The 12653-nt window shown below is 75.0% G+C and carries 12 protein-coding genes and 1 pseudogene; 5 read left to right on the top strand and 8 right to left on the bottom strand.

Annotation, left to right across the window (positions count from 1 at the left end; genetic code table 11):
* Positions 1 to 21 precede the first annotated feature (21 nt).
* On the bottom strand, positions 22 to 606 hold the full coding sequence (locus AC02VZ_RS12370; protein ID WP_432054101.1) for a DNA-3-methyladenine glycosylase I: 585 nt from the start codon (positions 604 to 606) through the stop codon (positions 22 to 24).
* Complete coding sequence (locus tag AC02VZ_RS12375) at positions 603 to 965, bottom strand: DivIVA domain-containing protein (protein ID WP_432054276.1); 363 nt, start codon at positions 963 to 965, stop codon at positions 603 to 605. Before AC02VZ_RS12375 ends, AC02VZ_RS12370 begins: the two co-directional genes overlap by 4 nt.
* Before the next feature lie 153 nt (positions 966 to 1118).
* Between AC02VZ_RS12375 and folP the strand changes: the two genes are divergently transcribed.
* Positions 1119 to 1979: a dihydropteroate synthase gene (folP, locus tag AC02VZ_RS12380; RefSeq protein WP_432054100.1), complete on the top strand. Its 861-nt coding sequence runs from the start codon at positions 1119 to 1121 to the stop codon at positions 1977 to 1979.
* Positions 1980 to 2264: 285 nt separating this feature from the next.
* Here folP and AC02VZ_RS12385 read toward each other — a convergent pair whose 3' ends face one another.
* Positions 2265 to 3023: an LOG family protein gene (locus AC02VZ_RS12385; protein WP_432054099.1), complete on the bottom strand. Its 759-nt coding sequence runs from the start codon at positions 3021 to 3023 to the stop codon at positions 2265 to 2267.
* 118 nt (positions 3024 to 3141) lie between these two features.
* Positions 3142 to 4221 (bottom strand): succinyl-diaminopimelate desuccinylase, encoded by a 1080-nt coding sequence (gene dapE, locus AC02VZ_RS12390; RefSeq protein ID WP_432054098.1) that lies wholly within the window; start codon positions 4219 to 4221, stop codon positions 3142 to 3144.
* Positions 4222 to 4304: 83 nt separating this feature from the next.
* On the opposite strand from dapE, the gene AC02VZ_RS12395 reads away from it, so the two are divergent.
* Both AC02VZ_RS12395 and AC02VZ_RS12400 read left to right on the top strand, forming a co-directional pair.
* Positions 4305 to 5324, top strand: a complete 1020-nt coding sequence (locus AC02VZ_RS12395) for a heavy metal transporter (protein WP_476475369.1) — start codon at positions 4305 to 4307, stop codon at positions 5322 to 5324.
* Between the two features lie 272 nt (positions 5325 to 5596).
* Positions 5597 to 5989, top strand: coding sequence for an ATP-binding protein (locus AC02VZ_RS12400; RefSeq protein ID WP_476475370.1), 393 nt, complete (start codon positions 5597 to 5599; stop codon positions 5987 to 5989).
* 261 nt (positions 5990 to 6250) lie between these two features.
* On the opposite strand, the gene AC02VZ_RS12405 is transcribed toward AC02VZ_RS12400, so the two are convergent.
* Both AC02VZ_RS12405 and fdxA read right to left on the bottom strand, forming a co-directional pair.
* Positions 6251 to 7348 (bottom strand): bifunctional succinyldiaminopimelate transaminase/glutamate-prephenate aminotransferase, encoded by a 1098-nt coding sequence (locus tag AC02VZ_RS12405; RefSeq protein ID WP_476475371.1) that lies wholly within the window; start codon positions 7346 to 7348, stop codon positions 6251 to 6253.
* A gap of 383 nt (positions 7349 to 7731) precedes the next feature.
* Entirely contained in the window at positions 7732 to 8049 is a 318-nt protein-coding gene (gene fdxA, locus AC02VZ_RS12410) for a ferredoxin (protein WP_103541839.1), read from the bottom strand.
* A 140-nt stretch (positions 8050 to 8189) separates the two neighbouring features.
* Here fdxA and AC02VZ_RS12415 point away from each other — a divergent pair, with 140 nt between their 5' ends.
* Entirely contained in the window at positions 8190 to 9272 is a 1083-nt protein-coding gene (locus tag AC02VZ_RS12415; RefSeq protein ID WP_432054275.1) for a GNAT family N-acetyltransferase, read from the top strand.
* A gap of 17 nt (positions 9273 to 9289) precedes the next feature.
* A complete protein-coding gene (locus AC02VZ_RS12420) occupies positions 9290 to 10147 on the top strand; it encodes a transglutaminase family protein (protein ID WP_432054094.1) in 858 nt (285 codons plus the stop codon).
* 72 nt (positions 10148 to 10219) lie between these two features.
* On the opposite strand, the gene AC02VZ_RS12425 is transcribed toward AC02VZ_RS12420, so the two are convergent.
* Positions 10220 to 10834 carry a response regulator gene (locus tag AC02VZ_RS12425; RefSeq protein WP_476475372.1) on the bottom strand — a complete coding sequence of 205 codons (615 nt, stop codon included), beginning with the start codon at positions 10832 to 10834 and terminating at the stop codon, positions 10220 to 10222.
* A 377-nt stretch (positions 10835 to 11211) separates the two neighbouring features.
* A pseudogene (locus AC02VZ_RS12430) lies at positions 11212 to 12399 on the bottom strand (sensor histidine kinase); the annotation flags it as partial.
* Between the last annotated feature and the right edge of the window lie 254 nt (positions 12400 to 12653).

A 12653-nucleotide genomic window follows, 5' to 3' on the forward strand; every position in this document is an offset into this window, starting at 1 on the left:
CCTGCTCAGTCCCGTTCCTGCTCAGTCCCGTCTCGCCACGCAGTCGGCCAGGTGGTCGTCGACCAGGCCGCACGCCTGCATCAGCGCGTACGCCGTCGTCGGACCGACGAAGCGCAGGCCCTGCTTCTTCAGGGCCTTGGACAGGGCCGTCGACTCGGGCGTGACGGCCGGGACGTCGGCGAGGGTGCGCGGCGCCGGGCGGCCCGCCGGGTCGGGGGCGTGGGACCAGATGAGGGCGTCGAGGTCGCCGGGGGCCCAGGTGGCCAGCAGCCGCGCGTTGGCGAGGGTGGCGTCGATCTTCGCGCGGTTGCGGATGATGCCGGGGTCGGCGAGGAGGCGTTCCCGGTCGGCGTCGGTGAACTCGGCGACCCGGGCGATCTCGAAACCGGCGAAGGCGGCGCGGAAGCCGGGCCGGCGGCGCAGGATGGTGATCCACGACAGCCCGGACTGGAACGCCTCCAGGCTGAGGCGTTCGAACAGGGCGTCGTCGCCGTGGACCGGGCGGCCCCACTCCTCATCGTGGTAGGCGATGTAGTCGGGGGTAGACAGGGCCCAGGGGCAGCGCGGGGCGCCGTCGGGGCCGGTGAGGGCTGCCGGCTCGCTCACTGCTGCCCGGCCTCCGGGCGCGGTGCCTGCTTGTCCATGGACAGGTGGGCCGCGGCGGCGCGGGCACCGGCCAGCGCGGACTCCAGGTCGGCGATCCGGGCGTCCCGCTCGGCGATCTCGGCGCCGAGGCGGGCGAGGGCGTCGTCCACGTCGGCCATGCGGTAGCCCCGGGCGGCGAGCGGCAGGCGCAGGTCGTCCACGTCGGCGCGGCTGACCGGGCGGTCCGGCGGCAGGGCGTCCCGCACCCGCTCGGGGGCGGCCTCGGGCAGCGGGCCCTTCTCACCGCCGCCGACCACCGCGAGGGTCACCGCGGCGACCACGACGGTGAGCGCGACGACCAGGAACAAGAACATCACCATCGGTGGAGCCCCCACGGTCGGATGTTGTCGGAGTCGGGTGTGTGGCTCCGATCGTGCCATGCGAGTCTGACAGGACGGGCCGCAGGCGGCCGGCGGACCACCGTTCGGCGGTCGGCGCCGATCTGCACGGGACACGAGGAGAGGTCACAGGGGATGCTCAGGCTGGGCAGGCGGGAATTCGAGCCGCACGAGCCGGTGATCATGGCGATCGTCAACCGGACCCCGGACTCCTTCTACGACCAGGGGGCGACCTTCCGCGACGAGCCGGCCCTGGCCCGCGTGGAGCAGGCCGTGGCGGAGGGCGCCGCGATCATCGACGTCGGCGGGGTGAAGGCCGGGCCGGGCGAGGAGGTCGACGCCGACGAGGAGGCCCGGCGGACCGTCGGTTTCGTGGCCGAGGTGCGGCGGCGCTTCCCGGACGTCGTGATCAGCGTGGACACCTGGCGGCACGAGGTCGGCGAGGCGGTCTGCGAGGCGGGCGCGGACGTCCTCAACGACGCCTGGGGCGGCGTCGACCCGCGGCTCGCGGAGGTCGCCGCGCGGTACGGCGCCGGGCTGGTGTGCACGCACGCGGGCGGCGCGCGGCCCCGGACCCGCCCGCACCGGGTGGCCTACGACGACGTGATGGCCGACATCCTGGAACGTACCGTGGGGCTGGCGGAGCGGGCCGTCGGCCTGGGGGTGCCGCGGGAGTCGGTGATGATCGACCCCGGGCACGACTTCGGCAAGAACACCCGGCACAGCCTGGAGGCGACGCGGCGCCTCGGCGAGATGGTCGCCACGGGGTGGCCGGTCCTGGTGTCGCTGTCCAACAAGGACTTCGTGGGCGAGACCCTGGACCGCCCGGTGAAGGAGCGGCTGCTCGGCACGCTGGCGACCACGGCGGTGTCGGCCTGGCTGGGGGCGCAGGTGTACCGGGTGCACGAGGTCGCGGAGACGCGGCAGGTGCTGGACATGGTGGCCTCCATCGCCGGCCACCGGGAGCCCGCGGTGGCCCGGCGGGGACTGGTCTAGGGTCGCCGGACGCACACCCGGCCCGCCCGGTGCCGGGGCCGGACGGACACCCGGCCGCCGGTGCAGGAGCCGGCCGCACCCGGCCGCCGGTGCAGGAGCCGGCCGCACCCGGCCGCCCGTGTGGGAGGGGGCACCCAACGGGCTCCAGCCCGTGGGTCCTCCCCCGCGTCCCGCCGGGCTCGCCGTCTCCCCCCGGCGGGCCACCGCCAGCGTGCGGATGCCGTCCCGTCGAGCGGGCGGGGCGCGCCGGGTCCGAGCCCGCTCCGCCCAGGGGGCGGACCCTTCCTAGACGCCCGCCTCCTTGGAGACCAGCGCCACCGCCTCCTCCACGTCGTCCGTGACGTGGAAGAGCAGCAGGTCCTTCTCCGCCGCCTTGCCCTGGGCGATGACCGTGCCGCGGAGCCAGTCGACCAGGCCGCCCCAGTACTCGGTGCCGAAGAGGACGATGGGGAAGCGCGTGACCTTCTGCGTCTGGACCAGGGTGAGGGCCTCGAACAGCTCGTCCAGCGTGCCGAGTCCGCCGGGCAGGACCACGAAGCCCTGGGCGTACTTGACGAACATCAGCTTGCGGACGAAGAAGTAGCGGAAGTTCAGGCCGATGTCGACGTAGGGGTTCAGGCCCTGCTCGAAGGGCAGCTCGATGCCGAGGCCGACCGAGACGCCGTTCGCCTCCAGGGCGCCCTTGTTGGCCGCCTCCATGGCCCCGGGCCCGCCCCCGGTGATCACCGCGAAGCCCGCCTCGACCAGGCCGCGTCCCAGCTTGACGCCGGTCTCGTACTCCCAGGAGTCGACCGGGGTGCGCGCGGAGCCGAAGACGCTGATGGCGGGCGGGAGCTCGGAGAGGGAGCCGAAGCCCTCGATCACCTCCGACTGCATGCGCAGCACGCGCCAGGGGTCGGTGTGCACCCAGCCGCTGGGAGCGCGCTCGTCCAGCAGCCGCTGGTCGGTGGTGCTCGACTGCACCTGCGTCCGGCGTCGGAGCACCGGACCGAGACGCTGCTCCTCGGGTGGCTGCTGGGTGCCCTCCGGCTTGCCAGTGATCATGCGCGCTCCCTCCGTGTGCCAGGTTGTTCCACCTCAGCGTAGATCTACGCGGGTTACGTACAGGGGACCTCAGCATGTCCGCAATGCACCGGTGTAAACCACACGCGGGTGATCCCGATCATGCCGTCAGCCAGGAGCGCAGCCGCTCCTCGCCGGCGAGGATCTTGGCGGTGTCGACGCGTTCGTCCCGCCGGTGCGCCAAGTGGGGGTTGCCGGGGCCGTAGTTGACCGCCGGGACGCCGAGTGCCGAGAAGCGGGAGACGTCGGTCCAGCCGTACTTGGGCTGCGGGGTGCCGCCGACCGCCTCGATGAACGCGGCGGCGGCCGGGTGGGACAGGCCGGGCCGGGCGGCGCCGCTGTGGTCGTCGACGGTGAACTCGGCGACCCCGCAGTCCGCGAACACCTCCCGCACGTGGGCCAGGGCCTCCTCGGGCGTGCGGTCGGGTGCGTAGCGGAAGTTGACGGTGACCACGCACGCGTCGGGGATGACGTTGCCGGCCACCCCGCCGGAGATGCCGACGGCGTTGAGGCCCTCGCGGTACTCCAGGCCGTCGATCACCGGGTACCGGGGTTCGTAGGCGGCCAGGCGCTCCAGGATCGGGGCGGCGGCGTGGATGGCGTTGGAGCCCATCCAGGAACGCGCCGAGTGCGCCCGCTCGCCCTCCGTGCGCAGCAGGACCCGCAGGGTGCCCTGGCAGCCGCCCTCGACCTGGCCGTCGGAGGGTTCGAGCAGGACGGCGAAGTCGCCCTCCAGCCACTCGGGGTGCGCCTCGGCCACGTGTCCGAGGCCGTTGAGGTCGGCGGCGACCTCCTCGTTGTCGTAGAAGACAAAGGTGAGGTCGCGGTTGGGGGCCGGGACGGTGGCCGCGATGCGCAGCTGGACGGCGACGCCGGACTTCATGTCGCAGGTGCCGCAGCCCCACAGCACCCCGTCCTCGTCGAGGCGGGAGGGGACGTTGTCCGCGATCGGGACGGTGTCGATGTGCCCGGCGAGGATCACGCGCTCCGACCGCCCCAGGTGCGTGCGGGCCACCACGTTGTTGCCGTACCGGTCGACCGTGAGGTGCGGCAACGCGCGCAGGGCGGCCTCGATCGCGTCCGCGAGCGGCTTCTCCTGGCCGCTCTCGGAGGGGAAGTCGACGAGCCGCGCGGTCAGGCGCGCGGCGTCCAGCGTGAGGTCAAGCGGGGTGTCGGCCATGGCTCCGACCCTAACGCGGCAGGTCCCGGACGACTGTCCACACCCGCCTCACACGTTCGCGTACTCTCCAGTACCTTGTACGCGTGTCAGAGCCGCCGCTTCCTTCCAGACGACGTCGGGGCCGCCTCTTCCGCTTCGGGGCGGCTTTCGTGGTGATGCTCGCGGTCGCCGGATACCTCGTGGTGCAGTACGTCACGGGGGGCGGGCGCGGGCCGGGGTGCAAGGTCGTGTCCGCCAAGGGGGACGGCGCGACCTACGAGTTCACGCCGGAGCAGGCGGTGAACGCGGCGACGATCACCGCCGTGGGCACCGCGCGCGACCTGCCCGAGCGGGCCGTGACCATCGCGCTGGCGACCGCGCTCCAGGAGTCGACGCTGCGCAACATCGACTACGGGGACCGGGATTCGCTGGGCCTGTTCCAGCAACGGCCGTCGCAGGGCTGGGGCACACCGGAGGAGATCATGGATCCGGTGTACTCGGCCGAGAAGTTCTACGAGGGCCTGGAGAAGGTGCCGGGCTACACCCGGCTGCCGTTGACCGTGGCCGCGCAGAAGGTGCAGCGCAGCGGGTTCCCGCAGGCGTACGCCAAGCACGAGCCCGACGCGGCCCTGCTGGCCGCCGCGCTGACCGGGCGCTCGGGGGCGACCCTGACCTGCGAGGGGCGCCCGGGCGCGTCGCGCGCGTCGGGCACGGAGGCGGTACAGGCCGCGCTGGCCCGGGACTTCGGACGGGACCTGATCCAGCCGGCCGGCGCCGAGGTCGACGAACCGGCCGGTGCGGAGGCCGGCGACGCGGCGCGGCCCACGCCCTCCCCGAGCGCCCCGGACGTGACGGTGGAGCCGGACGGACGGACCCTGACGCTGCCGGTCGACGACGGGCGGGACGGAGCGGCCGGCGGCCCCCGGCGGGCCGGGACCCGGGGCTGGCAGCTCGCGCACTGGGCCGTGGCCAACGCCTCCCAGCTCCGCATACAGCGTGTCTCCTACGCGGGCCGGGTCTGGGTGGCCGGGACCACGGACAGCACGTGGCGCCGGGACGACGCGAAGGGCTCCGAGAAGCCCGTGGACGGGCCGGACCGGGTACGGATCACCACCGGGCGGTAGTGCGGGCGGTCACTCGCAGGGGGCATGCGCGGTGCCCGGTGCTGACGGGTGCGGGGTCGTGCGCGCCGTCGCGGCCTACGGCGGCGTCGGCCCTGCGGCCACTGGGCCGAAGCGGTTCTGCACCCGCCTCACCGGGGCGGCCTTCGTCCGCTTTCCTCCCGATCCGATAATGCGACGCGTTACCGAGTCTTTACCGGGAGGCGCCGCAACCTTCCCGCCCTTCGAGCGGTAGTCACGGCGTCCGAGCTGTTCTTCTCCTTCGAAGGAGCACCATGTCCCTCCCCCTGACCCGTCGGATCGCCCGTGCCGCGCTGCTCGTCGCCGCCGGAGCGGCCGCCGGGGTCGGTGCGGCCGGTACCGCCAGTGCGGCCCCCGGGCTCCCGGCCGCGCCCGACCTCGGCGGGGTGACCGCCCTGGACGGCGCGGCGCAGACCGTGACCGAGGTGGCGGGTGACACCGGCGGCAAGACCGTCGAGAAGGCCGCCGCGAAGGCCACCCCGGCCGCGCAGAAGGCGGCCGGCGGCCTGGCCGGTTCCGCCGGGGACGTGCTGGGCGACACCGCGGGCGCGGCGACCGAGGGCGGCGACCTGCCCACCGACTCGCTCACCTCGCGGGGCCTGCCGTCGGCCAAGACCCTGCCGGTGCAGAGCCTGCCGCTCGGCTGAGCCGCGAGCACGGCTAGCACGGCCGACGCGGCCACCGACGCCACCGACGCCGGACGGGCCCGGGGACTTCTCCCCGGGCCCGTCCGGCGTCATGGGCGGGTGCCCCGTGCGGGTGGGTGCCCGAGGGCCGGGGCCGTGCCCGCATCGCTGCGGCCTCGCGGCGCGGTCTCACGGCACGGCGCGTGCCCGTCGGCCGCCGGTTTGGGACACCACCGCCGGACGCCCGGCTTCGCACACCGCGTCCGTGCCGTGCCGGACCGGTCAGGCCGTCAGGCGGTCCACCGCGGCCCGGACGCGCTCGTCCGTGGCGGTGACGGCGATCCGCACGTGCCGCTCACCGGCGGGGCCGTAGAAGTCACCGGGGGCCACCAGGATGCCGCGGTCGGCCAGGTGGGCGACCGTGTCCCAGCAGGACTCCTCGCGGGTGGCCCACAGGTACAGGCCCGCCTCGCTGTGCTCGATGCGGAAGCCGTGGCCGGTCAGGGCCTGCCGCAGGGCGCTGCGGCGGGCCGCGTAGCGCTCGCGCTGTACGCGCACGTGCTCGTCGTCGCGCAGGGCCGCCGCGGCGGCGGCCTGGGTGGGCGCCGGCGTCATCATGCCGCCGTGCTTGCGGATCTGGAGCAACGGCCCGAGGACCGCCGGGTCACCGGCGAGGAAGGCGGCCCGGTACCCAGCGAGGTTGGACCGCTTGGACAGGGAGTGGACGGAGACGATCCCGTCGAGGGAACCGCCGTTGACGTCCGGGTGCAGGACCGACACCGGCTCGGCGTCCCAGCCCAGTTCGAGGTAGCACTCGTCGGACAGGACGAGGACGCCGTGCTCGCGGGCCCAGGCGACGGTCCGGGTCAGTTCCTCGCGCGAGAGCACCCGTCCCGTGGGGTTGGACGGGGAGTTGAGCCAGAGCAGCTTCAGCCCGGACGGGTCCAGCGCGGTCGGGTCGTCGTAGGCCACGTGGTCGGCGCGGGCCAGTCGGGCGCCCACCTCGTACGTCGGGTAGGCCAGGCGCGGGAAGGCGACCCGGTCGCCGGGGCCGAGTCCGAGCTGGGTGGGGAGCCAGGCGACCAGTTCCTTGGAGCCGACGACCGGCAGGACGTGCCGGTGGGTGAGGTCGCGGGCGCCCAGCCTGCGCTCGACCCAGCCGACGATCGCGTCGCGCAGTTCGGCGGTGCCCCACACCGTGGGGTAGCCGGGGGAGTCGGCGGCGGCGACCAGGGCCTTCTGGACGGCCTCGGGGACCGGGTCCACGGGGGTGCCGACGGACAGGTCGACGATGCCGTCCGGGTGCGCGGCGGCCGTCGCCTTGTAGGGCTCCAGCTTGTCCCAGGGGAAGGCGGGCAGCCGGTCGGAGACTACGGACACGGGTACGGGCTCTCTTTCTGGTCCGGTTCTGATCCGGTTCTGATCCGGTTTCATCCGGTTCGGGTCCGGTTCTGGTCCGGCCGCGACCCGGATCTGATGCGGTCCGGATCTGATGCGGTCCGGATCTGATGCGGTCCGGATCTGTTCCGGTCCGGCGCTGCTCCGGTCCGGTCGCGGTCCGGTGCCGCTCCGGTTCCGGGTCCGGTCGCGGTCCGGCGCTGCTCCGGTCCGGCCCTGCGGACGCTTCGGTCCCGCGGGCGCCCCGGCCCTGCGGACGCTCGCGCGGTCGCCCCGCCAGACGCCTCGGTCCCGTGCGGGCGACCGGGGCGGCCGGACCGTACGGGACCGAGGCGGCACGTCGGTGCGGGCCGCGGGGTGGCGGGTTACGCCTGCGGCGGCAGCGCGGCGATGACCGGGTGGTCCCGCTCGATCAGCCCCAGCTTGCTGGCGCCGCCGGGCGATCCGAGCTCGTCGAAGAACTCGACGTTCGCCTTGTAGTAGTCCTTCCACTCCTCGGGAGTGTCGTCCTCGTAGAAGATGGCCTCGACCGGGCAGACCGGTTCACAGGCGCCGCAGTCGACGCATTCGTCCGGGTGGATGTACAAGGACCGCTGGCCCTCGTAGATGCAGTCGACCGGGCACTCCTCGATGCACGCCTTGTCCTTCACGTCGACACAAGGCTGCGCGATGACGTAGGTCACGCTGTCGTTCCTCCTCGATAGGGCGCTGGCGGGCCTCCTCAGGCTCCGCCGCCTGGCGCGCGGGAGCGCGGCGTCGTCGATGCCCGCCCCTAGTATCTCCGTTCCTGGGCATGATCCGAACAGGAGGGGTGGACCGACCTGTGGAATTCTTCGCGGCCGGCCGTCCGGAGGTCCGCATCACCGCTGCTGACGTGGGGAAACGGGTCTCCGTACGGAGCTTGATCGAACATGGTCCCTCGGGTGAGAGGTTCACCGACACGGTAGGCGTTCTCACATCATGGGACGACGGTGTGCTGGGGATCACACGGAGGAGCGGCGAGAGCGTCCGGATCCCGGAATCCGTGCTGGTCGCCGGCAAGACGGTGCCGGCCGCCCCGGCGCGCCGCCGGGGGCCGGCCGCCACCTACGCGGAACTGGCGCGGGCCGCCTCGCGGGCGTGGCCGCCGGTCGAGAGCGAGCGGCTGGGCGACTGGGAACTGCGGGCCGCGGCGGGCGGGGAGGCCGGACGCCGGACGGGCTTCACCCGGCGCGCCAACTCGGTGCTGCCGCTCGGCGACCCGGGCGTGCCGCTGGACGAGGCCCTGGACGCCGTACGGCGCTGGTACGCGCGGCGCGGGCTGCCCGCCTACGTCCAGACCGCGACCGGTGCGCAGGGCACGCAGGAGCTGCTGGCGGCGGAGCTGGAACGGCGGGGCTGGGTCCGGGAGGTGACCGCCGAGGTGTGGGTGGGCGCGCTCGCCCCGCTGGCCGACCTGCCCGTGGACCCGGCCGGGGTGGAGCTGTCCCGCACGGTGGACTCCGGGTGGCTCGCCCGGTACGGGCGGGAGGGCGTCGACGAGGTGGCCCTGAGGGTCCTGGGCGGCGGACCGTCGGTGTGGTTCGCCACCGTCCCCGGGGACCCCTCCCCGGCCGGGGAAGGGCCGGACGCGCCCGCCGCCATCGGGCGCTGCGTGGTGGACGGCCGGTGGGCCGGGTTCGCCGCGGTGGAGGTCGACCCGGCGCGGCGGAGGCAGGGACTGGCGACGGCGGTGATGGCCGCGCTGGCCCGCCGGGCGCTCGACGAGGGGGCGTCCGCGGCCTGGCTCCAGGTCGAGGAGGACAACACGGCCGCCCGGCAGCTGTACGCCGGGCTCGGCTTCACCGTGCACCACGCGTACCACCACCACCGGGCGCCGGAACCGGCACCGCACGCACCGGCCGCGGCCGGTGACGGAACCTTGTGAGAGGGCAGGAACCCGTCATGCCGTCCCCGTCCCCCCAGCCGCCCTCCCCCGGGCGTTCCGCCGACGTGCGGCGGAGGTTCGCCGAGGAGGCCAGGTCCGAACGGCCCGACCTGGCCACGCTCTGCCTGCTCCTGGCCGCGGAGGCGGACGGCACGCTGGACGAGCCGGGCCTGGACGCCGCGCAGATCGAACTGGACCGGCTGGCCGGGCTGCTCCCGCACCGGCCGGGCGGCCCGCGCGCGTGGGCGGTCGCGCTGCGCGACCTGCTGGGCGAACGGTGCGGGTTCCACGGCACCCCGGCCGACTACCGCCGCCTGGAGTCGTCGCTGCTGCACGAGGTCCTGCGGCGGCGGCGCGGGCTGCCGATCCTGCTGTCGGTGGTGTGGATGGAGGTGGCGCGGCGCGCCGGGGCCCCGGTGTACGGGGTGGCGCTGCCGGGTCACTTCGTCGTCGGCTTCGGGCAGGACGGGCCGCCGGTGCTCGCCGATCCGTTCGACGGCGGCCGGCTGATGACCGGTGCGGACGCGGACCTGGTGGTCGCCGGCACCACCGGCGGCTCGCTGGACCCGTCGATGCTGACCCCGGCCGACCCGCTGGACGTCGTGCTGCGCGTGCTGAACAACATCCGCGCGTGGGCGGCGGCCCGGCCCGAGCACTCCGCCGTGGCGCTGTGGGCCCTCGACCTGTCCCTGCTGCTCCCCTCGCACCCGGCGCGGCTGCGCTACGAGCGGGCCCAGCTGCTGGTGCAGCGCGGCTCCTTCGTGGACGGCGCGGCGGAGCTGGAGGCGTACGCGGAGGTGGTGGCCGCGGTCGACGAACCGGCCGCGGACCGCATCCGCGGCCAGGCCCGCGCCGCCCGCGCGCTGCTCAACTAGCCGGAGCCGCCGCGCCCCCTGCCCCCGCCCCCGCCCCCGCCCCCGCCCCCGCCCTCGCCCTCGCCCTCGCCCCTACAGCCAGCCCTTCTCCCGGGCCACCCGGACCGCTTCGGTGCGGTTGCGGACGGCCAGCTTCTGGATGGCGGTGGAGAGGTAGTTGCGGACGGTGCCCTGGGACAGGTGCAGGGCACCGGCGAGTTCGGCGTTGGTGGAGCCGTCGGCGGCGGCGCGCAGGACCTCGCGCTCCCGCTCGGTGAGGGGGTTGGCGCCGTCCGCCAGGGCCGCCGCGGCGAGCGTCGGGTCGATCACCCGCCCCCCGGCCAGCACGGTGCGCACGGCGGCGGCGAGTCGGGCGGCCGGGGCGTCCTTGACCAGGAAGGCGTCGGCACCGGCCTCCATGGCACCGCGCAGGTAGCCGGGCCGGCCGAAGGTGGTGAGGACGACCAGCTTCACGCCGGGCAGTTCGCGGTGCAGCAGCGCGGCGGCCTCGATGCCGTTCGCGCCGGGCATCTCGATGTCCAGCAGGGCGACGTCCACGGCGTGCTCCCGGGCGGCGGCCAGCACCTCGTCGCCGCGGGCGACCTGCGCGACGACCTCGATGTCGTCCTCCAGGCCCAGCAGGGCGGCCAGGGCCTCGCGGACCATCGACTGGTCCTCCGCGAGCAGGACCTTGATCGTGCGGCTCATGCGCGGGATCCTACGTCCGCCCCGGAGCCCGCCCCCGGGCCCTGATCCGGCCGGGCGCCCGGGCCCGCTCCTCCCGGGCTCTGCTCCGGCCCGGTGCCCGCACCCTCCGCCCCGAAGCCCGTCTCCGGGCCCTCCTCCGGCACCGGTCCCGGCTCCGAGCCCTCCGCCCTGGGGTACGCCCCCGGGTCCGATCCCGAGCACACGGTCTCCGCCCCCGGGTCCACGCCGCCCTCCGCCCCGAGGTCAGCGCCGCCCTCCGCCCCGGGGCCTGCCCCGGACTCCGTGCCCTGTTCCGTGCTCGACTCCGATCCCCGGTCCGTCTCCGGGTCCGCCGCCGTGTCCGTATTCGTGTCCGCCGCGTGCGGCTCGGGTTCCGCCAGTGGCGCCCGGGCGACCAGCCGGAAGCCCTGCCCGGTGGGACCGGCCTCCAGGGCACCGCCGGCGGCGTGCAGCCGCTCGGCGAGGCCGGTCAGGCCGTTGCCGTACGGGCTGTCGCCCTGTGGGCCACCGCGGTACCGGCTGTCGCCCTGTGAGTCACCGCGGTAGCGGCTGTCGCCGTGCGGGGCCGGTCCGCCGGAGCCGTCGTCCTCGACGGACAGTTCCAGCACCGGGCGGCCGTCCACCGTGCGGCGGCGCAGCAGTTCGACCGTGCAGCGGCCCGCCCCGCTGTGCCGGACGACGTTGGTGACGGCCTCCCGCAGTGCCCAGGCCAGGGCGGACTCGCTCTCCTCGGGGACGTCCGCGAGGCCGGGTTCGGCGGGCAGGTCGGCGTGGACCCCGGCGGCTGCCAGCGCCACCCGGGCGCCGGCGATCTCGCTGCCCAGCCGGGGCCGCCGGTAGCCGCTGACGGCCTCCCGCACGTCGGTCATCGCCTGGCGGCTGACCTGCTCGATGTCGGCGACCTGCCGGGCCGCGAGTTCCGGCTGCCCGGGGAGCATCCGGCCGGCCAGTTCGCTCTTGAGCGTGATCAGCGAGAGCGAGTGGCCGAGCAGGTCGTGCAGGTCACGGGCGAGCCGCAGGCGCTCCTCGTTGGCGGCGAGCTGGGCGACGGTGGCGCGGGCCTCGCGCAGCGCGATGGTGGTCCGGACGAGTTCGCGCACGCCGGTCATGGCGAAGCCGCCGAGCAGGGCGGGCACGAGGAGGCCGACGAGGAACACCTTCCCGTCCGGGACGATCAGGGCCGCGCCCGCCATCAGGGCCGACGCTCCCGGGATGGTCCAGCAGGCCAGCCGCAGGGGCAGGGCCGCCCCGGAGGCGATGGCCACGTAGACGAACAGCACCAGCCACTCCCGGCCCAGGAACAGGACCAGGGCACCGGACTCCACGCAAAGAAGGGCCAGCACCAGCAGGGCGGTGCCGTTGCGCTCGCTGCGGCCGGTGCGGAAGACCAGGGTGAGGTAGCCGGCGACGAAGACGACGAGCCCGCTCCAGCCGAGGACCTGGGCGGCCGGGCCGTGGCCACCCTCCAGGAGGTCGATCACGGGCGCGCTGAGGAAGACCAGCCAGATGCCCGACCACAGCGCCTTCACCAGCCACTGTCTGCGGTTCTCCGGGCGCTTGCCCATGGCTGCGGCGCCCAGCCCGCCGTAGGAGCTGCCGGTGGCCCTCGTCGCTGTCCTCATACGACCATCGTGGCCCGGCCGGACGCCCCGGGGGCAGTGCCCCGGGTCCCGGACGGCGGATGACGGATGTCATACCCGCCCCGGCCGGCGGACGGCGTGGCCGGGGGCGCCGACGGCCGTCAGCCGCCGTCCGCCGGAGGGCGGGCGGCGGCCTGACAGGTGCCAAGCGCAGGGCGCCAGGCGCCAGGCGTCGAACG

Source organism: Streptomyces sp. 3-6, assembly GCF_056323165.1.

What these genes read in the sequence shown, in the direction of transcription:
- AC02VZ_RS12425 (WP_476475372.1), bottom strand. Translation starts at nt 10,834, where the DNA reads ATGAGCCGCACGATCAAGGTCCTGCTCGCGGAGGACCAGTCGATGGTC.
- AC02VZ_RS12385 (WP_432054099.1), bottom strand. Translation starts at nt 3,023, where the DNA reads ATGATCACTGGCAAGCCGGAGGGCACCCAGCAGCCACCCGAGGAGCAG.
- AC02VZ_RS12420 (WP_432054094.1), top strand. Translation starts at nt 9,290, where the DNA reads ATGCCGTCCCCGTCCCCCCAGCCGCCCTCCCCCGGGCGTTCCGCCGAC.
- folP (WP_432054100.1), top strand. Translation starts at nt 1,119, where the DNA reads ATGCTCAGGCTGGGCAGGCGGGAATTCGAGCCGCACGAGCCGGTGATC.
- AC02VZ_RS12400 (WP_476475370.1), top strand. Translation starts at nt 5,597, where the DNA reads ATGTCCCTCCCCCTGACCCGTCGGATCGCCCGTGCCGCGCTGCTCGTC.
- dapE (WP_432054098.1), bottom strand. Translation starts at nt 4,221, where the DNA reads ATGGCCGACACCCCGCTTGACCTCACGCTGGACGCCGCGCGCCTGACC.
- AC02VZ_RS12375 (WP_432054276.1), bottom strand. Translation starts at nt 965, where the DNA reads ATGGTGATGTTCTTGTTCCTGGTCGTCGCGCTCACCGTCGTGGTCGCC.